This is a genomic window from Pseudooceanicola spongiae, assembly GCF_014899185.1.
Classification (GTDB): domain Bacteria; phylum Pseudomonadota; class Alphaproteobacteria; order Rhodobacterales; family Rhodobacteraceae; genus Pseudooceanicola; species Pseudooceanicola spongiae.
In genome coordinates, this window is record NZ_CP045201.1 from 3,734,821 (window position 1) to 3,754,114 (window position 19,294).

The following is a 19,294-nucleotide window of genomic DNA, read 5'->3' on the forward strand; positions in this document are numbered from 1 at the left end:
GACATCATTGATATCTCTCTGCTTTTTCCTCGGTCTGGTGGTCATAGCGCGAGCAAAACACCTGGTCCCATCCCGAACCCAGCCGTTAAGTGCCGTAGCGCTGATGGTACTGCGTCTTAAGACGTGGGAGAGTAAGTCGCCGCCAGACCTAGAAAAAAGCAATTACGATGTCAGAATACACAAAACCCCGGAGCAGAAATGCTCCGGGGTTTTGTCGTTCCTAATACACACCAAAAACACCCAAGACAGCGCCACAAATCCTCACGTCGGTATCCCGTCGGTATCAGAACGGTATCCCGTCAGTGACCTGCTCCCCTGAAACGTCCGCGATTTAGGGTTAGTCTGTTCCTGTCAAAGGAGGCCGACGATGAAGAGATGTAGGTTCACGGAAGAACGAATCATCCATTGAGGGCCTGACAGTGCGCAAGGGCCTGACAGTGCGCGAACGCAGCGGCAGGAAACGTGCCTTGGGAACCAGAGCACCTATGGCAATCCCGCAGGGGCCAAACCAGCGATGGAGCCTGGACTTCGTGTCAGACAGTCTGTCGTGTGGTCGCCGGTTCCGGATACTGAACGTGACCGATGACTTCAGCCGTGACTGTCTGGCAGCCGTCGTCAACACATCGCTGTCCGGCATCCGGGTTGGCCGCGAACTGGACCGGATCGCCGAGATACTGGGATATCCCTGCATGGTGGTGGCGGACAACGGGACAGAGCTGACCTCGAATGCGATCCTGAAGTGGCAGGAGCATCGCAAGGACGAGTGGCAATACATCGCGCCGGGCAAACTCATGCAGAACTGCTTGGTGGAGAGCTTCAGCTGAACGAACACCTCTTCGAGAGCCTGCGCCATGCCCGCAATCTGGTGGCAGCATGGCGCGACGACTTCAACCATCAATGCCCACACTCAAGCCTCGCTGGCCTGACACCGCGGGAATATGCTAACCGGTCAAACGACGACCAAAACCCGAATAGAGCTAGCTCATAAACGAGGACTATCAGGGGAGCAGGTCAGGAGAACCGAATTGGTGATCTTGGACGCGCTTGGCTACCTGCCGTTCAGCGCTTCGGGCAATGCCCTGCTGTTCCCTATTTTTGGCACATTATACGAGTGGACCAGTGTGGTCATTACCACCAACCTGAGCTTCAGCGGGTGAGCCAGCGTGTTTCGAGATGTCAAAATGAGCACCGATTTGCTCGAGCGCTTCACTCATCGCTGCCACATCCTTGAGACCGGCATCGACAGCTATCAGTTCGAAGCCAGCTCCGAGACAGCGAAAAGAGACCGAAGGCGACAGTGGCATTTACCAAGTCACGAACCAGGAAACATAAAGTACGGGCGGGTCAGTTCTCAATGACATCCATCGCAAATTTCTCCTTCTCAGCGTGGGGAGGTTTTCACTGGGTCAATACACTGGCTCGGTCGCCTCAAGCCCAGAAGAGGCCAAGCTGAAAAAGTACTGCACATCTGTTAGGCGCTGCACCCGACTACGCCAATACGAAGCGCAGGGGCGATGCGTGAACGGCTTTTAATCCGTGATCTAGGGCGATGTCCTGCGAGCCTCCCGGCACGGCGATTCGCTGAGGGCATAAAAGAGTCGGGGTAGGCAAGGCTCTGGCTGCGTTGGGTAATCTGGCCTTTAGGTCGACTGCATTTCCCTCGGACACGTCGGAGAGCCTAAGGAAACCGAGGCTCACAAAGGAAAATGTCGATTTAATGAAATCTTTCTCAAAAAAGCTCTTCCGAGCCCTTGCGCCCACCCTGCACTAGGGGTAGATCGGGGCATCGCTCGAGAGGGTGTGTGTCGCGGGGTGGAGCAGCCCGGTAGCTCGTCAGGCTCATAACCTGAAGGTCGTAGGTTCAAATCCTACCCCCGCAACCAACTAAACGACGTGGCCCTCACAAACTGTGGGGGCTTTGTCGTTTCTGGGGCGCCGCTCGCTAGAAATGCAGTGATCTCCGCCTCTTGTTTCCTACGGCGTTTGTTCGGGGTGATGCCCGGCTCCATATTTACCTGTGCAATCAATCCCCGAGGAATTGCTGCGGATCAAGGGCATGGGTTGGCGCGGTTAGGGTCTGCGTCAGTCGTTGCTCCTGATCTCGGAAAAGATCGGCAACCTAGGGTGAACGGCGGTTAAGGGTGCTCTGGCGCGGCTTTCAGGAATGAGACCTACATGGGGCTGCACGCTTCGAGGTCTGAAATGTCTCTCTCAGTGGGATGTGTGGAGCCCGTGCTCCATCGCTGCGCCGATGGCGGCGGGCGTGGGCTACATGTTGGCGAGGGCGCCTTGGTGCGTTGGCGGTATTTTGGCCACGGGAGTGAGACCTCGCGCGTCGCAGCTCTTCCAGACCGTCCCGGCCGGTCGCCGGGTCCTCCATATCGCCATCCCAGCTTCGGTGGGCGCGATCAGCAGTTCGTCGGACGAGCGCGTGCCACGCTGGACGACGACGCGGTCGCCCGGCATGGCCATGGCGGAGGCAACCTAAGGATCTGGACGCCGCCATGGCCGGAGTTCAGGCTGCCCTAACCGGGACGATCCGGGACATTACGCCCCAACAGACATCGCATTGCTGTGGGTGGCTTGCTGCCGACCCGAGGCTTTCCGCTTCGCCTGCTCTCGATGCGAACGGCCCGCCTCGGGCCTTGGGCTCATTTTCGGGCGAGGTAGTCGGCGGAGACGTAGCCTTTGACGCTCGGCGAGTCGGTGAGCGACACCCGGCACCAGAGCTGCCCCACTTCGGTCACACAGTCGCGCCGCGTGAGGGCCGTTCCGTCCGGCAAGCCCATGATCACTTTGTAATGCAGGCCCGGGCCGACCCGCAGCTTCAACAGATCGTCCGGTCCGGCGCCTCTTACCACGGTGCGTTGCGGGCCCATATCGCTGCAACCAGCGACCAGCATGAGAGAAAAAAGGATGGAAAGTGTGCCACGGCGCATGCTCTGACCTCGTTTTGATTTTTTCTCCGCATATACCAAATCAGACGAGTTTCCAAACAGATGTGCCGACCTTCGCGCAGGCCGGCACGGCGTCTGCGGACGAGAAAAGTGGCAACTGCATGAACCTCCTTGCCGGTTGGCTGAGAGGTGCGCGCCTCGATTGTGCCCCTGACGAAACGCGCTCTCTCTGGATAGGTTGGAAGCGCCGCCTCAGCCCGTCACGCGCTTCGGGCGCAGGACCAGCGCGGTCACCCCGCCGAACAGCAGCGCCCAGACCGGAGCGCCGATGCTCAGGAAGCTGATCCCTGACACCGTTGTCATGAAGGTGACAAGGGCGGCCTCCCGGTGCGCCGCACCGGCGAGGGCTGAGCTGAGGGCGCCGGCGATGGTGTTCAGCAGCGCAAGGCCCGCGATGGTCACGACAAGCGCCTTGGGGGCGATCAGGAACAGGCTGATCACGGCCGCCCCGAGAAGGCCGACGATGCAATAGAGCCCTCCGGCGACGGCCGCCCCCTTCCAGCGCGTCGCCGGATTCTCGTCGGCCTCCGGACCGGCACAGATCGCCGCCGTGATGGCCGCGAGGTTGAAGGCATAGCCGCCGAAGGGCGCAAGGATCAGCGTGGTCAGCCCCGTGACGGTGAGGGCCGCGGACACGGGAAGCCGATAGCCCGCCGCCTTCATCGTCACCACGCCGGGCATGTTCTGGGACGACATCGTGACCACATAGAGCGGCAGGGCGATGCCGATCAGCGCAGACAGGGTGAACTGCGGCCAGGTAAAGACGGGCTTTGCCAGAGTGAAGTCGAAGGACGCACCCGTTGTGAAAGCACCGGTCGCGGCACAAAAAAGCGTGCCGACCAGAAGCACGGCGGGAATGGCAAAGCGCGCGAACCAGCGTCGCCCGGCAAGGTAGGTCACGCACATCACCGCGACCAGCGGCAGGTTCCCCTCCATCGAGGAAAACACACCAAGGCCGAAGCGGAACAGGATGCCGGCGAGCATGGCGCTGCCGATCGCGTCCGGTATGAGATGAGAGATCTTCTCGAACCATCCCGTCACGCCGGTGAGCGTCAGAAGGGTGCCGCAGAGCAGAAAGGCTCCGATGGCCTCGGGCAGGGACACGCCGTTGAGGCTGATGACCAGAAGCGCCGCGCCGGGGGTCGACCAGGCCGTCAGGATCGGCATACGGTATCGCAGGGTCAGGATCAGTGTCGACAAGCCCATGCCCAGACCCAGCACCAGCATCCAGCTGTTCGCCTCGGCCTGCGACAGGTTCAGCACGCCGATGGCCTGAAAGATGATCGCGACGCTGCTGGTGTAGCCGACAAGCACCGCGATGACGCCGGAGACGATGTGGGAAAGCTTCAGTCCTGGCATGTCGCCTCCGTGCAATCAGGATGGTGCGGCCAGCCGGGACAGGAACAGGCTTGGACGCAGCACCGTTTGTGCGTTATAACGCTCAAATCCGCTATAGCGCGCGGACGCTATAGCGCACAAGCGGGATTTGCCAGACAGGACAGGACGTCTTCTATGACCGCCAAGGGCACGACCGGCACAGACGCCCCAAGGATCACGCTCAAGACGGTGCGCAGCAAAGCGGGGCTGAGCCTGTCGCAGACAGCCGTGATCACGGGCGTCAGCAAGGCGATGCTGGGGCAGATCGAGCGCGGCGAATCCTCGCCCACGCTGGTCACGTTGTGGAAGCTCGCCAAGGGGTTTCATCTGCCGCTGAGCGCCTTCATCGAGGGGCTTGCGCAGGGGGATGAGACTGTCCCGGGCAAGTCCCCGGGCCAGCGTGTGCGCTTTGATGAAAGCATCAGTTTCGAGACGCTTTTTGCCTTTGATCCTGCCTTCGGGTCGGAATGTTTTCTGATCCAGCTGCGGCCCGGCCAGACCCATGTCTCGCATCCGCATGATCTCGGTGTCGTCGAAGATATTTTCGTGACCGAAGGCGCTGTCGAGCTGGAGCTTGGCGGTGACTGGACCCGCTACGAGGCGGGGCAGGCGGTCCGCTTCAAGGCGGATCAACCGCACAGCTATCGCAACCCCGGCGAGGCCCCTGCGCAGTTTCACAACACGATCCATTATCCCGGGGCCGCAGGCTAGGCGCACAGGGGCCTTTTCGAAGCTCTCGCTAACCGGGGCTCACCGGCGCTGCAGGCGCAATCATGTCATTGAGGCGCTTCATCAGATCCTCGAGCAGCGACGCCTGAAGATTCCCGACCTGCCGCGCGGCGTGCGACAACGGGCGGCGGGCGTCGACAACAAGGCTCAGTGATTGTGGCTTGAGGCCGGCATCCCGGATCGGCACGAAACTCAGATCACCGGCGAGGAGTTCTGTCGCCACATCCATTTGCGAGGTGATCGCCATCAGCTTGCCCTCCAGCAGAACCTGTTTGAGCAGTTGTTGCGAGTTGGTGACAAGCACCGGCTTCACCGGATTGAACAGCCAGCCATAGCGGCGCTCAAGATATTCGCGCACGGGCAGGATTTCGCTTTGGGCGGCGATGGGGTTCTGCGCCGCATCCTTGAGCGTCACCGAGGGCGCCCCCCACAGCCGGTGCCCTTGCCCGACCACACAGCCAAACGGCAGCGGCGTCGACCAGAGCACATGCCGGGTCTTGTCCGCAGACAGATTGAACACGACGGCGAGGTCGACCATCGCCTGATCAAGGTCGCGCGCTGCGTCCTGAGGGGCCATGATGTCCACCGACAGGTTTATGCCGGGATGCCTGTCCCGCAGGACGCTGACCAGCGCGGGCAGCACCGAGTTCGACAGGCTGTCCATCGCCGCCAGACGCACCGTGCCCTGCTCCATCCCGCGCATCTGGCGCAATTCGTCGGACAGGCGATCCTGATCCGCCCGCCAGCGCCGCGCCAGAAGGATCGCGGCTTCGCCCGCGGCGGTCAGGCGCATGCCGCGGGGGTGGCGTTCGAACAAAGGCGTCTCGCATTCCTCCTCCAGCCCGATGATCTGCCGGTCGATCGCCGATGCCGCGATCCCGAGCGCACGAGAGGCCGCCTGAACCGAGCCGAGGCGGGCAACCGCTTCGAGATATTGCAGGGAGCGGGGATAGATATGAAGCGGCACGCGCAACGCCTCTCAATTGGAATGCATACTGATTTGTAGAATGCACAGTCCCTTTTATTGAAATAGTTGGCAATGCTTTTCCCGCGTACCCTTGCAGCGACTCAACCGGGGTAAGCAGATGTCTGACAGCGATCAGGATGCCTTTTCGATAGCCGCTCTCAACTGGGCAAATCCGGAGGCGGCGGTGGATATGTTGGCGCGGGTCACCGAGCGCTCCGACTGGCTGGCGGTCAGGCTGGCGGCGCATCGCCCCTATGCCGATGCGCAGGAACTGGGGGATCGCCTGCAGGCCGAAATCCTGTCGCTGACGCCGCAGGACAGCCTGCGTCTGCTCGCCGCGCACCCCGAGCTTGCCCCGCCGCGCCCCACCGCGATGACCCAAGCCTCGCAGGCGGAACAGGGGCGTCTTGCGCTGACCGATCCCGCGCCGGCGCTTGCTGCGCGCCTCAACGCCCTCAACACCGCTTACCAGCAGCGCTTCGGCTTTCCCTTCGTCATCGCGCTGCATGCGTTTGAGGACATGGAGCGCGTGATCGCCCGGTTTGAGAGCAGATTGCGCAACGCCCCCGAGGTGGAAAGACGTCAGGCCCTCAGCGAAGTTGTGTCGGTCGCGCGGGCGCGCTTGGCTCGCCTCACTGGGGCGGATGAGCGCGTTGTCGGGGAGGCGACGCGATGATGCTGCCCGAACACCCCTTCACGAAAGGAAACGCGATGCGAGAGTTTCTGCTGCGCCTGCGGCGTTCGGAAGATGCCGCAAGCCCTCCCCATGCCTGGCTCGGCGCGCTTGGCGGGGCAGGGCTGCTGGTGCTGAGCGTGGTTTTCATTATCGGCGGGATCAAACTGGGCGTCGGTGTGCCGCGCCGCCTTGGCACCGGGGCCTTTCCGGTCATCACCGGAATCGCGCTGGCGCTGCTCTCGGTGGCGATCATCCTTAGCGATCTGCGTGACACCCGCGATGCGGAAACGCCGGACTGGATTTCCTTCGCGGCCATCGGGGCCTCGCTCGCGATCTTCGCGGTGGTCTCGGATCACCTCGGGCTGATGCCCGCGGTGTTTCTGGCCGTCGTGGTGGCCAGCCTGCCGGACCCGAGCCTGCGCCTGAGCGGCAAGCTGATCCTTGGCGCCATCATTTCGCTCGGGTGCTGGGGGCTGTTCATCGGCCTGCTCGACCTGCCGTTCCAAGCCTTCAAGGGGGTCTGAGCCATGGATATCTTCGCCAGCTTCGGTCATGGCCTGCTCGTCGCGATGCAGCCGGAAAACCTGCTCTATTGTTTCATCGGCGTCTTTCTTGGCACCTTCATCGGCGTGCTGCCGGGGATCGGGTCGATGGCCCCCATCTCGATGATCCTGCCGCTGAGCTTTTATCTTGAGCCGACCTCGGCGCTGGTGATGATCGCAGGGGTCTACTATGGCGCGGAATACGGAGGCTCGATCGCCTCGATCCTGATGAACATCCCCGGCACGCCCTCGTCGTCGATCACCTGTATCGACGGCTACCCGATGGCGCGCGAGGGGCGGGCGGGCATCGCCCTGTTCACCAGCGCCATTGCCAGCTTTGGCGGCGGGATGATCGGCATGGTCGTCATGGCGGTGCTGGCCCCCGCGCTGGCCTCGCTGGCGCTGAATTTTGGGCCGGCCGAGTATTTCGCCGTTATCCTGCTGGGGCTTGTCGCGGCCTCTGCCGTCTCGAATGGCAGCCCGGTCAAGGGCGTGGCCATGGTGGTGGCGGGGCTGATGCTGGGCACCGTGGGGGTCGACATCACGACGGGGGCCGAGCGGTTCACGATGGGGATTCCTGAGCTGCGCGACGGCGTAAACCTTGTCGTCGTTGCCATGGGCCTGTTCGGCGTGGGCGAGCTGATCGTGTCGATCAAGGCCAATGCCAGCGGGGCGCATCAGACCGACATCGACTACAAGCAGTTCTACCCCAGCCGGGCCGAGTGGAAGTCGATCTTCAACCCGATCCTGCGCGGTGGGGCCATCGGCAGCTTTTTCGGCGCCCTGCCGGGGACGGGCCAGACTGTCGCCTCTGCCGTCGCCTATGCGGTGGAAAAGAAGCTGTCGCGCAACCGGGGCAATTTCGGCAAGGGCGCGATTGAGGGCGTCGCGGTGCCCGAATCCGCCAACAACTCGGCGACGCAGACCGCCTTCATCCCGACGCTGACGCTGGGCGTACCCGGATCGGCCTCCATGGCGCTGGTGATCGGGGCGCTGATGATCCATGGCATCACGCCGGGGCCGCGCCTGCTGGTTGAACACGCCGATCTGTTCTGGGGGCTGGTCGCCAGCTTCCTGATCGGCAACGTCATGCTGCTGGTGCTCAACATCCCGATGATCGGGCTCTGGGTGCGGCTGCTGCAGATCCCCTACAAGTATATGTACCCGACGATCATCGTGCTGATCTGCATGGGCGTCTATTCGGTCAACAACAACGTCTTCGACATCTGGCTGACGCTGGCGTTCGGGTGGGCCGGTTACCTCATGCGCCTGTTCCGGTTCGAACCTGCGCCGCTGCTGATCGGCTTCGTCCTTGGCCCGATGATGGAGGAACAGCTGCGCCGCGCCATGCTGCTGTCGCGCGGTGATCCCACCGTGTTCCTGACCCGCCCGATCAGTGGCGTGCTGATCGTGATCACCATCGGATTGCTTGCCTATAGCTGCGTCTCTGCGCTGCGCGCACGGCGGCACCAACGGGGTGCCCTGCGCTCTGCCGAATAAGAAACCTCCTCCCCCCTTTCCAACAGAAGGACTGCCCCAGATCATGAAACCCCATGCCCTCCTCGCGCTCGCCGCCTCGGCCCTTTTCGCAACCAGTGCCGTGGCCGAGCCCGGCAAATGGAGCGATACGCCCGTGCGCATCGTCGTCACCTTTCCGCCGGGGGGCACCAGCGATCTGGTGGCCCGTATCCTTGCGCAGTATCTCGACAGCGAGTTCGGCCAGAAGGCCGTCGTCGACAACCGCCCCGGCGCCGGGGGCACTGTCGCGGCTGACTATGTCGCCCAGCAGCCCGCCGATGGCACGACGCTGATCCTCGGCAACAACGCCCCCTTCACCATCGCGCCGACGCAGTTCGAGTCGCTGCCCTATGATCCGGTCGCCAGCTTCACCCATATCGCCAACCTCGGGGCCTCGACGCCGGGGCTTTTCGTTCAGCCCTCGCTCGGGATCACGGACCTCGATGGTTTCATCGCGTTGGCCAAGGGCGATGGTGTCACTTACGGATCTTCCGGTGTCGGCTCGATCACCCATATCCTGGGGCAGGCCGTGGACACCGCGTTGCAGATCGAAACCATCCATGTGCCCTATCAGGGCAGCGCCCCGGCCATTCAGGATTTCCGCGCCGGTGTGCTGGACGCCTTCTATGACTCGATGGCGCAGAACTCGGCCATGATCGAAGATGGCGAAGTGGTGCCACTGGCGGTGGCCGCGCCCGAACGCTCCAAGCGTTTCCCCGAGATCCCGACCTTCCGCGAGCAGGGCTATGACGTGGTGATCGAGAACTGGACTGGCCTGTCCGGCCCCGCCGGGATGGACCCCGCGATGGTGCAGACGATCCACGACTCGGTCGAGCAGATCATGGCGATCCCCGCAGTGATCGAACAGATGGACCAGTGGGGCATCGCCCATACCGCAATGACCACCGAGGATTTCTCCAGCTTCGTGGCCAATACCATCACCGTCTGGCGCCCGCTGATCGAGGCCGCCAATGTGAACGGGGGCTGAGCCGCTGATGCAGGCGCATGCTGAGAGCACGGCACGGGGAGGGGGCCTTCCCGTGCGGTTCATCCTCAACACCTTCTTCTCGGGTCCGCAGGCCTGGTTCTTTCTGGCCGCCGACAAGGGCTATTTCGCCGAGGAAGGTCTGGAGGTGACCTTCGCGCAAGGCAACTCACTGGCGCGCGCCGTCACGACGATGACCACCGGCGACTACGATGCAGGCTATGGCGATCTGAACGAACTGGTCCGAATGCAGGCCGAGGGGCGCCGCGATACGCCGATTGCCGTCATGGCGATCCATAACCGTCCGCCCTATACCATCGCGGTGGATGCAGGCGGGCGGATCAAGACCGCGGCAGACCTGCCGGGCGCGCGGCTGGTCTCGCACCCGCAGGACGCCGCATGGCTGCTGTTCCCCGAGTTCTGCCGCGCAACCGGGATCGATCCGGAGAGCGTCGACATCACCCTCTCCTCGGCGCCGCATACGGAAATGGTGCCGCAGATGTTGGCGGGGCAGTGGGACGGGATCTTCGGCTTCGTCAACACCGTCGCCGCGCAGGCCATCGAGGCCGGGGTCGATCCGGCTGTGTCGCTGCACCACCTCGCCTGGCACACTCACGCGCCTGCTTTCTACGGCGGCGCGATGATGGTGACGCGGGCCTTCCGCGACGCCCACCCGCAGGCGGTGGCCGGGTTATGCCGCGCCGTCAATCGCGGCCTCGCCGATACCGTGGCCGATATCGACGCCGCGATTGAGGCCGTCGCGCGCCGCAATCCCGCACTGGATCGCAAGGCCAATCGCGCGCGCCTTGTCGGGACACTGGCGCTGGAAATGGGCGATGCGGCGGCGACCCAAGGCCTCGGCGATGTCGAGGATGCCCGTCTGGAGACCATCGCCCGCCTTATCTGCGAGGCCAAGGGCTATGCGCACCGGCCCTCCCCCGCGGAAGTCTTTGATCGCAGTTTCCTCGTTCCCCCATCCGAACGCGCAAGGATGCCCGCAGCATGACCCCCCGAGGTCCAGGTATGAAAATCGCCGTGCTGTTCGTCGGCGAACTGCAGGATTCCGGCTTCAACGCCTGCGCGGCTGAGGGCGCAAACCGTCTGAGGCAGCGGGATGACCTCTCGGTCGAAATCATTAGCGGCGTTCCATTCGAGACGCAGGCCATGACCTCAGCCCTGAGCCGCGCCGCCGAGCGCAGCGATGGGGTGATCTTCGTCGGCGGGCAGGGCAATGGCGTGACGCCGAAGGTGGCGCAGGCCTTTCCCGATTGCGCCTTTGCCGTGGTGCAGGGCGAGGTGACGGCCGCGAACCTTGCCAGCTACGACGTCCTGCAGGAGCAATCTGCCTTCCTTGCGGGCTGTCTTGCGGCGCGCATGACGCGCAGTGGTGTCGTTGGGCACTTGTCTGGGCACCGGGTGTCCCCGGGGCTGAAGGGACGCGCGGCCTTCGCGGCGGGTGTCGCGCATATCGATCCGTCGAACCGCCTCCTCACCGGATTTTGCGGCACGCAGGACGACAGTGACGTGACCCGCGCCTGGGCCGCCGCTGAGATCAAGGCCGGGGCGGATGTTCTTTTCACCATGCTCAACGCGGCGCGCAGCGGGGCGATTGCCGCCTGCCGGCAGCTCGGCGCGGTTCAGATCGGCAATGTGCTGGATTGGTGCGCGTCCGAGCCTGACGTCTTCATCGGCTCGGCGCTGGCCCGGATTGATCTGGGTGTTGAACGGGCCGCGGCGGACATGGTCGCGGGCGTGGTGCCCGGGACTGTGCAGCATATCGGCCTTGAAAATAAGGACGCCGTGGCGCTCTCCCTAAGCGCGCAGGTGCCGCGAGATGTCGCGGACGAAATCGCCGCGATCAGCGCCAGCCTTGCAAAGGGCGACATCGTCATCCCGAGGGGCTTCACCGGCGCGGAATTCGTGCTGCCCTGAGATATTCAGCGCCTCCCGACCAGAAGCCAAGACGCAGCAATACCCCGACCTTCCGCCTTGAGTTCCCAGATCACCGTTCTATTTGATGGACTTAGCCGCATCATCCTTTGAACGCCGGTCGCAAATTCAACCCCCCGGAAGGTTCGTGTCCATATGATGACCACACAGCGCCTGCTCCTTGGCGTGATCACAGCGGGCGCGATGGGCCTCGCCTCGCCCCTGTTGGCGCAGGACGATTGCACGGCGACGAAGCTGGAGGCGGGCCCCACCTTCACGACCGGTCCCGACTGCACCATCAGCTGGATCGACAACGCCGAGATGCGGAGCCTGACGTGGCAGGCGGTGACAGATGACTACCAACCCGCCACATTGGTGCAGACGGGTAAGGGCACGACGCTGACATCAAGCCAGTTGCCGGAGCTGATCGACGTTGATCAGGACGGCTGGCTGGATATCGTGACGTTCACGTCCATCGGCATGGTGAACGGGACCTTCGACATTTTCCTCTATGACCCGGCGGGCGGCGGTTACAGGCAGGGGCGCTCCGTCTCCGGATTCGCGCTTTCGCAGGACCGCGACGGATATCTCGTTGTGGCCAGCAAAGACGGCGCTGCAACCCTCACGCGGTTCTTCAAAGCCGATCCGAAGGGCCTGCAGTTTCAGTTCGAGATCAACCCCTATGCGACGGATCCTGCCAAGCCGGAGGGTGGCTTCACCTGCGACATCCGCGCGACGCGCAGTGATGGCTCGGCAGGCGCTGCGGCGGGTGTCGTGCCTGAAAATCCCGACCTGCTGAGCTATTATTGCGACCCTCAGCCCGCACCCTCGCGCGCACGTCGCGATACTGATCTGACCGAGAACCCAGCGACAACCGACCGTGTGCCCGGCGGAACGCTGTTCTACTGTCGTCTGGAAGGTGGCACCCGCAGCGTGACCATCTCGCAGACCGCCAAGGGGCTGCGCTATACCTATGGCCCGCTGCGCGGCACGCCCGAGCTGGTGCTGGACCGCGCGATGCGCGAGGTCACGATCCTGCCAGCGAAGAGGCCAGACCGCTCTGGCGCGATCAGCTTCAAAAACGCGGCCTACACTTATACGGTATCCTACGGCGACAAGATGTCGGATGCCGGGGACGCGGCGGGCACAGCGAAGGTCAAACGCGGGTTGGTCGTCACCAAGGACGGCAACGCGGATCGCCCGATCTTTGCCAAAGCCTGCCTGTCTGATCACACCTACGATGTGATCACGACCCTCCACCAGCGGTAGCCGCGCCCGAAACGTGGCCCGGCGTTTTTCCTGTGTCTGCCCGCCCTGCTTCTGCTAACCTTGGTCATGAAATTCGATGCCCTGACACGTGTGCCCCTCCTCTCGCTGCGACATCTCGAGTCTGCGGTCAGGCTGGGGTCGTTCGATCTGGCGGCGCGGGAGTTGAATGTGACCCCAAGCGCCGTCAGCCAGCAGATCAAGCGGACCGAAGACAGTCTGGGTCATTCCCTGTTCGAGCGCTCGAGCAACCGCGTCACCCCGAATGCCCGGGCGATGGAGCTTGGCAGCATCCTGTCTGAAGCCTTTGAGCTGATTGAATCCGGCGTGCGGCAGGCCATGACCGACGGGGGCGAGCAGTCGGTCAAGATCCGGCTGTATCAGACCTGGGCCAATCGCTGGCTTGTGCCGCGGCTGGAGGGATTCACCCGCGCCCACCCCGAGATCGCGGTCGAGTTTGAAACCGGCATAGAGATGGTGGATTTCAGCCGCACCGATGCCGATATGGCGATTTCAACCCATGCTGCGCAGACCCGGTCCGCCAGACGCAAGCAGATCATGACCTCGCGCCTCACGCCCGTGTGCACCCCGGCTCTGGCGGCGCGACTGACCTCGCCGGGGGATCTGGCGCAGGTGGCGCGGATCGTCTCGCGCAACCGCATGTCGGACTGGCAGCGATGGCTGGATGCTGCGGGCTATTCGCAAGTGGACCAGCGGCCGATGCTGGTGTTCTCGAACTCGACGCTGGTCTATGAATCCGCGCTCTCGGGCGCAGGCGTGGCCATCGCGCAGGTCGAGCTGGTGCTCAATGAACTGGAAAGCGGGCGTCTGGTGCAACCGTTCCCGCTCGCGCTGACCTCGGACACGCCCATCTTTCTGTTCGAGCCTGAGATGCGCGGCCGTCGTGCGGCCGTGCGCAAATTCAGGGCCTGGCTCTTGTCCGAGATCGAGGAAATCGTTGCCCGGACTGATGCCTATCTTCTCAAGGTAAGCTGATCAGCTGCCCGGTTTTTGGCCCGATTTACGGCTCGCCACATCGGCGATGAAGGCCATGATGCGGTCGGACACCGGCGCGGTGCGAAACAGCTCGTGGCCATGACCCGCACCCTGAACCGTCTCGAAATTCACCGCGACACCGGCGCGGGCAAGCGATGCGGCGAAGTCAGCGGATTGCGCCCAGGGCAGGACAATATCCTCGACACCGTGCAAGATGTAGAACGGCGGCGCGTCAGGGCGCACGTAGGTTTGCGGGCTCATTGTCTTCAGGGCCTCCGGATGCTCGGCCGGGTCGCCGCCGATCATCAGCGCAAGCGCAGAGTCGGGGCCGCCGTGGTCGATTTCCATCTCGTCCTGATTGGCGATCATGTCGGGCAGGTCATAGGCGCCATAGATCGCCACCATGCCGCAGGGATTGAAACCCGGAACCGGGGCGAACTCGGGCACGTCCTTGGCCAGAACGGCCAGCGTGCCAAGATGGGCCCCTGCAGAGGTGCCAGCGACAACCATGCGCGTGGTGTCGATGCCATAGGTGTCCGCATGTTCGATCAGGTGTCGCAGACCGGCGTTGGCGTCCTGAATCTGGGCCGGGAACGGCGCGTGCTGTGCCAGACGATACCCGATGCTGACCAGCGCAAAGCCGTGCTCCAGCACGAACATCGTGCGCACGGCGCGCTTGTCGCGGCGGGTCCAGGCGCCGGGGTGGAAAAAGACCACCACCGGCAGCGGACGTGTCGCGTCGCGCGGCAGGTAGACGTCATAGCTTTGCCGCTCATGCGGACCAAAGGCGACGTCGCGGATGACCTCGACGCCTGCGGGCACTTCGGGCTCCGGGATCGGCGTGCCGGTGTGGACGCGCCGGGGGGATGCGGTGTTGGGATCAGATGTCATGAGCAGCCTGTTTGTGGCGCCCCCCCGACAGGCGAAGGGGCGCAGAGGAGGTTTAGCGTTTGAGGTCAAAGTTCAGCTTGGTCCGGTACCAGTCCTGCAGCCAGGCAAAGGCTTCGTCGTCCATTTCGCCACCGTTGGCGAAGGCCGCCTGCGCCGCGTCGCCGGTCAGCAGCGGGTAGCCCCCGAGGGAGGCTTTCGTCGCGTCCTTGAACTCGGGGTTGGCGATGACCGTGTCAAAAGCGGCGGTATAGGCATCAACCACCGTTTGCGGCGTGTCCTTGGGCAGGGCGATCGTCTTGCCCGCCGTCAGGGCCGCAACGCTCAGGGCGGTGTAGGCGCGGTAGGCAGGGCCCGACAGCGGTGCACCATGGACCTTTTCGTAGACCTCAAGGAAGGTCGGCAGATCCGGGTAGATCGGGTCGCGCAGAACTTCGCCGTCCGCCGTCCTCAGCCCCGAGGTCATGAAGGGAATGGCCGTCCCGGCATCCACCAGAGGCTGGACGGAGGAATTGAACGCCAGCGAGGTCTGCTGATCAACGGTGAACTCTCCCCGCTCAAAGCCGATCCGGCTGCCGCCGCGCTCCACACCCCAGATCGACTGCACATTGATGCCCAGCAGATCGAACTGCATGACCGTCAGCGCGTCAGAGCTGTCCTGACGACCGCCGCCGTAGATCACTGTCGTATCGCCGATACCCGCAACGTCGCCCGGCTCGGTCGCCCCGGTCGAGGGCGAAATATACGTCACCCCACCCAGAGGCGCGACAAACACGGGGATGAAGCCGTCGAGCTTGAAGTGAATCTGAGGGTTGCTCAGAGCGCTGGCGACAAAGATCGACGACGACAGCGAAATCAGATCCGACCCGTCACGGGCGGCGTTTTTCACAAAGCGGTTGGTCGAGGGAATGCCGCCGCCGCCTGGCTCGTTGCGGATCAGGATCGTCGGCTCACCGGTCAGGGCGGGCTGCAGGAAGGGCGCAATGGCGCGCACCAGCGTATCGCTGCCGCCACCCTCGCCAAAGGGCACCGTCACGTTGATCCGCGACAGTCCGAGATCCTGTGCGGCGACCGGCAGCGCAAGGCCAATGGCCCCCACGCCGGCAAGAAGCAATTTAGTCAGTTTCATGAGTGTCTCCTCCACTTCAGAAATAGGTCCAGGGGTTGAGCGATAGGACCCAACCATCTGGTAGAAAGGTGCCGCTGTAGAACATCAGAACCAGGTAAAGACCGACGATTCCGATTATCCCCGCAGCGATCTGCCAGATCCGTGCGCGCGCCTCGATGCCCAGGAACAGCGCCAGAAACAGCGCTGATCCGGCAAAGAAGCCAAAGGCAATCAGCAGCGCCATCGCCGCGGCCAGCCAGCCACCGACACGCAGCATCGACACCGGGTACTCCGTGCCCTCCTGCTCCTGGTCCTCCATGGACGAGGGAACCTTGCGCAGGATCTGCACCGCCGCGATCAGGGCCGCGACAAGACCAATGCCCGCAACGATCTCGGGGAAGGTCCGGCCCAGCGGTTGCAGATCCTTCAGGATCCACAGCGCCCCGCCAAACACCGCCGCCAGCATCACCGGCATGAGCAGTTGCAAGGGGCGTGTGGCCATCAGGCTCGCCTCATGCTCGGGCGTGTCGAAGCGTACAGTGGTCGACAGCTGTTTGCGCAGCGAGTTGATCAGCACCGTTGCCACCACCACGGCCAGCAGCAGCACGATGGGACGCGAAATAAAGCCCCATAGGTCATAGAGCTGTGAGGTCTGATAGAACGAGCGCTCAAGATTGCCCTGCAGGACAAAGCCGATCAGGAACGCCGGGCGTGAGAAACCGAAGCGGCGCATGAACACGCCGACGGCCCCGAACACCAGCACCAGCAGCAGGTCGCGCGGGTCGCGGTTGACCTGCAGCGTGGCAAAGGAAATCGCCACGATGAGGAAGGGCGCGATCCAGACGAAAGGGATCATCGTGATCTTTGCCAGATGCCTGGCCAGCAGGAAGCACAGCCCCGCGCCGACGATATTGGCAATCGCCAGCGACCAGATCATCGAATAGGTCAGGTTGATGTCCGCGCCCAGCATCGAGGGGCCGGGCTGCACGCCCAGCATGATCAGCGCCGAGAGCAGCAATGCGGTGGAGCCTGACCCCGGCACGCCGAACAAAAGCGTCGGGACCAGAGCACCGCCCAGCACGGCGTTGTTCGAGCTTTCGACCCCGATCACACCGCGCACGTCGCCCTGACCGAACCTGCTCTTGTCCTTGGCCGAGCGCACGGTCTGGCCATAGACGATCCAGTCGACCACGGCGCCGCCGACTCCCGGCATTGCGCCCACCAGACAGCCCACGCCCGCCGAACGCACCACCAGCCACTTGTTGGCCAGCACGTCGCGCATCCCCTGCAGCGTGCCCGACCCCATCACCGGCCGGTCCGAGACCGAGCGGTTCTGGCGCACCAGATCGACGATTTCAGGAACCACGAACACACCGATGACGCAGGCGATCAGCGGCAGCCCGTCGGCAAAGTAGAACATCCCGAAGGTCAGGCGCTCTTCCCCCGTGGCCGGGGCATAGCCGATCGAGGCCACGATCATGCCAAAGGCACAGATTGCCACGCCCTTTGCCAAACTGCGCCCGGACAGGGCGGCCACGCTGGCCACGCCGAACAGGATCATCATCAGGATCTCCGGCACGCCGAACAGCAGGATAATCTGTCGCGCGACTTGCAGGGTAAGGGTCAGCACCGCCGCCCCCAGCAACCCTCCCATCACGGAGCTCAGAAAGCCCGCTGACAAGGCCCGGGCCCCCTGACCTGACTTGGCCATCGGGAACCCGTCGAGGATTGTCGCCTGCGACGAGGCTGATCCGGGGATGCCCAGAAGCACGGAGGTGATCGTATCGCCGGTTGTCACCGTCGCCAGCATCCCGATGACCATGGCCATCGCCGCAGAGGGCTCCATGCCATAGATAAAGGGGATCAGAAGCGAAAGACCCGCCGCGCCTCCCAGCGCAGGTAGAATGCCGACGACCAGTCCCAGACAGGCGCCGAACAGCAAATAGAAAATCGCGGTCGTGCTGAACAGACCTACAAAAGCGTCAACCATATCTCCCCCCATGTTAACGAGGCGACCCTACTGCAGGAGAAGGTGCCAGGAAAATTAAACGATCTACACTTAGGGTTAGTTTGGCTAATGCATGGGGCGCGCTGTTGCACCATTGCTAAGCTGTTGCGAACGCATCCGTCCCGCCCCCGGGCGATGACATCCCCAAGCACGCAGCTGGTCTTCCGGCAGGGGCGGCAAAGTGCTAGCACCGCCACGCCCCTTGCACCCTGATCCCAGCCGGAGCCCTCCTGATGAAATCCCTCAGCCCCGCCACTCTCTCCCCGCCCTTTGGCAAGTATTCCCATGGGCTCGCCGCAGGGCCTCTGGTCGTCACCTCCGGCCAGCTGGCGCTGGGCGCGGATGGCAAAGTCCCCGACGGCATCACCGCCCAGGCCGAGCTGTGCTTTGCCGCCGTCCTCGCCATTCTGGCCGAGGATGGTCTGGATGCTTCCGACGTGATGCGCTTTTCCGCCTTCGTCACACAGCGCGCGGACATGGCGCCCTATATGGCCGTGCGCGACCGCGTCTGCGCCGATCTGGTGGTCAAGCCCGCCTCGACGCTGATGATCGTCTCCGGCTTCACCCGCCCCGAATTTCTGGTCGAGGTCGAGGCTATCGCTCTGCGCCGCGCCTGAGCCTGCGCATAAAAAAGCCGTGCCGGGGGCGCTTCCCCGGCACGGCCATCCTCAGACAAGAGCGCTCAGATCATGGGCAGGTGTTGACCGGCGCCGCCTTGACGATGGGAAAGCAGGATTCCCATTCCTTGGTGCGCGCGGGCCAGGGGGTCAGCGACTTAGGGCTTTCCTCCATCTCCAGCACGCCGAGCTTTTGCAGATCCTTCACGCGGCCATCGAGGTATTCCTTGATGACGCTGATCTGGCCGTCGCTGACATGCGCGACCCAGACGTCATTGACCACCTGACGCGCGCCGCGCTGAAAGGTGCGGAACTGCAGCTCGGCCGCGATCCGGCCCGTCTCTGTGTCGACGAAGAAGGCATCGGCGGGCAGGTAGATGCTGGTGTCCGTCGCCATGCCGCAGAAGGTCGCAAGGTCCGCAAGCATCGTGTCGCGCCCGCTATAGGCGGTGGTGGGATAGGAAAACGCCACGTCCTCAGAGACTGTCGCCTTCATTAGATCCGCATTGCACGACGCCCAGGACGAGGCGAGGTCCAGGATCAGCCCCTCCATCGCGGCGCGCGCGGGGTCGCTGGACAGGGTGCCCGCGTAGGTGACGCCGGGGCGGATATCCTCAGCCTGTGCCGCCAGCGGCAGGGCGAGCGTTGCGGCCAGCGCCAAAGCTTTGGTGGCGCGGGTCAGGAAAGATCGGGACGTGTTCACTCTGTGCTTCCTTTTGTCGATAATCGAG

The 19,294-nt window shown here is 63.6% G+C and carries 17 protein-coding genes, 1 tRNA gene, 1 rRNA gene and 2 pseudogenes; 14 read left to right on the forward strand and 7 right to left on the reverse strand.

Going from position 1 to position 19,294, the window contains the following annotated elements; translation table 11 throughout:
- Positions 1-33 precede the first annotated feature (33 nt).
- The 4 genes and pseudogenes from rrf to F3W81_RS17570 all read left to right on the forward strand — a co-directional run bounded on the left by rrf (position 34) and on the right by F3W81_RS17570 (position 1,883).
- Positions 34-148: ribosomal RNA gene (rrf, locus tag F3W81_RS17555) — 5S ribosomal RNA — on the forward strand.
- Positions 149-425: 277 nt separating this feature from the next.
- Positions 426-988 (forward strand): annotated as a pseudogene (locus F3W81_RS17560) (integrase core domain-containing protein); the annotation flags it as partial.
- A pseudogene (locus F3W81_RS17565) lies at positions 987-1,358 on the forward strand (ATP-binding protein); the annotation flags it as partial. The pseudogenes F3W81_RS17560 and F3W81_RS17565, both read left to right, overlap by 2 nt.
- 448 nt (positions 1,359-1,806) lie before the next feature.
- Positions 1,807-1,883 (forward strand) — tRNA-Met (locus F3W81_RS17570).
- 768 nt (positions 1,884-2,651) lie between these two features.
- Here the strand turns inward: F3W81_RS17570 and F3W81_RS17575 are convergent.
- Both F3W81_RS17575 and F3W81_RS17580 read right to left on the reverse strand, forming a co-directional pair.
- Positions 2,652-2,939 (reverse strand): SH3 domain-containing protein, encoded by a 288-nt coding sequence (locus F3W81_RS17575; protein ID WP_193080619.1) that lies wholly within the window; start codon positions 2,937-2,939, stop codon positions 2,652-2,654.
- A 210-nt stretch (positions 2,940-3,149) separates the two neighbouring features.
- Complete coding sequence (locus tag F3W81_RS17580) at positions 3,150-4,316, reverse strand: benzoate/H(+) symporter BenE family transporter (protein WP_193080621.1); 1,167 nt, start codon at positions 4,314-4,316, stop codon at positions 3,150-3,152.
- A gap of 153 nt (positions 4,317-4,469) precedes the next feature.
- On the opposite strand from F3W81_RS17580, the gene F3W81_RS17585 reads away from it, so the two are divergent.
- Positions 4,470-5,045: a helix-turn-helix domain-containing protein gene (locus tag F3W81_RS17585; RefSeq protein ID WP_193080623.1), complete on the forward strand. Its 576-nt coding sequence runs from the start codon at positions 4,470-4,472 to the stop codon at positions 5,043-5,045.
- A 28-nt stretch (positions 5,046-5,073) separates the two neighbouring features.
- On the opposite strand, the gene F3W81_RS17590 is transcribed toward F3W81_RS17585, so the two are convergent.
- Positions 5,074-6,030, reverse strand: coding sequence for a LysR family transcriptional regulator (locus tag F3W81_RS17590; protein ID WP_193080625.1), 957 nt, complete (start codon positions 6,028-6,030; stop codon positions 5,074-5,076).
- 118 nt (positions 6,031-6,148) lie between these two features.
- On the opposite strand from F3W81_RS17590, the gene uraD reads away from it, so the two are divergent.
- The 8 genes from uraD (at position 6,149) to F3W81_RS17630 (ending at position 13,942) form a co-directional block, all read left to right on the forward strand.
- A complete protein-coding gene (gene uraD, locus F3W81_RS17595; protein WP_193080626.1) occupies positions 6,149-6,706 on the forward strand; it encodes a 2-oxo-4-hydroxy-4-carboxy-5-ureidoimidazoline decarboxylase in 558 nt (185 codons plus the stop codon).
- Positions 6,703-7,230, forward strand: a complete 528-nt coding sequence (locus F3W81_RS17600) for a tripartite tricarboxylate transporter TctB family protein (RefSeq protein ID WP_226941727.1) — start codon at positions 6,703-6,705, stop codon at positions 7,228-7,230. Before uraD ends, F3W81_RS17600 begins: the two co-directional genes overlap by 4 nt.
- Before the next feature lie 3 nt (positions 7,231-7,233).
- Positions 7,234-8,748, forward strand: a complete 1,515-nt coding sequence (locus F3W81_RS17605) for a tripartite tricarboxylate transporter permease (RefSeq protein ID WP_193080630.1) — start codon at positions 7,234-7,236, stop codon at positions 8,746-8,748.
- Positions 8,749-8,791: 43 nt separating this feature from the next.
- Positions 8,792-9,754, forward strand: coding sequence for a Bug family tripartite tricarboxylate transporter substrate binding protein (locus F3W81_RS17610; RefSeq protein WP_193080632.1), 963 nt, complete (start codon positions 8,792-8,794; stop codon positions 9,752-9,754).
- Between the two features lie 52 nt (positions 9,755-9,806).
- Entirely contained in the window at positions 9,807-10,757 is a 951-nt protein-coding gene (locus F3W81_RS17615; protein WP_193080633.1) for an ABC transporter substrate-binding protein, read from the forward strand.
- Positions 10,754-11,683 (forward strand): BMP family protein, encoded by a 930-nt coding sequence (locus F3W81_RS17620; protein ID WP_226941728.1) that lies wholly within the window; start codon positions 10,754-10,756, stop codon positions 11,681-11,683. Before F3W81_RS17615 ends, F3W81_RS17620 begins: the two co-directional genes overlap by 4 nt.
- A gap of 153 nt (positions 11,684-11,836) precedes the next feature.
- Positions 11,837-12,949, forward strand: a complete 1,113-nt coding sequence (locus F3W81_RS17625) for a hypothetical protein (RefSeq protein ID WP_193080637.1) — start codon at positions 11,837-11,839, stop codon at positions 12,947-12,949.
- 66 nt (positions 12,950-13,015) lie between these two features.
- On the forward strand, positions 13,016-13,942 hold the full coding sequence (locus tag F3W81_RS17630; RefSeq protein WP_193080639.1) for a LysR substrate-binding domain-containing protein: 927 nt from the start codon (positions 13,016-13,018) through the stop codon (positions 13,940-13,942).
- Here the strand turns inward: F3W81_RS17630 and F3W81_RS17635 are convergent, their stop codons facing one another.
- The 3 genes from F3W81_RS17635 to F3W81_RS17645 are packed head-to-tail and all read right to left on the reverse strand — an operon-like array spanning position 13,943 to position 17,928.
- On the reverse strand, positions 13,943-14,833 hold the full coding sequence (locus F3W81_RS17635; RefSeq protein ID WP_193080641.1) for an alpha/beta hydrolase: 891 nt from the start codon (positions 14,831-14,833) through the stop codon (positions 13,943-13,945). It lies immediately after the preceding gene.
- Positions 14,834-14,885: 52 nt separating this feature from the next.
- Positions 14,886-15,959 carry a type 2 periplasmic-binding domain-containing protein gene (locus F3W81_RS17640; RefSeq protein WP_193080642.1) on the reverse strand — a complete coding sequence of 358 codons (1,074 nt, stop codon included), beginning with the start codon at positions 15,957-15,959 and terminating at the stop codon, positions 14,886-14,888.
- A gap of 16 nt (positions 15,960-15,975) precedes the next feature.
- Complete coding sequence (locus F3W81_RS17645) at positions 15,976-17,928, reverse strand: tripartite tricarboxylate transporter permease (protein WP_193080643.1); 1,953 nt, start codon at positions 17,926-17,928, stop codon at positions 15,976-15,978.
- Positions 17,929-18,179: 251 nt separating this feature from the next.
- Between F3W81_RS17645 and F3W81_RS17650 the strand changes: the two genes are divergently transcribed.
- A complete protein-coding gene (locus F3W81_RS17650; protein ID WP_226941729.1) occupies positions 18,180-18,563 on the forward strand; it encodes a RidA family protein in 384 nt (127 codons plus the stop codon).
- Positions 18,564-18,633: 70 nt separating this feature from the next.
- On the opposite strand, the gene F3W81_RS17655 is transcribed toward F3W81_RS17650, so the two are convergent.
- Positions 18,634-19,266 carry a nuclear transport factor 2-like protein gene (locus F3W81_RS17655; RefSeq protein WP_226941730.1) on the reverse strand — a complete coding sequence of 211 codons (633 nt, stop codon included), beginning with the start codon at positions 19,264-19,266 and terminating at the stop codon, positions 18,634-18,636.
- Positions 19,267-19,294: the final 28 nt, after the last annotated feature.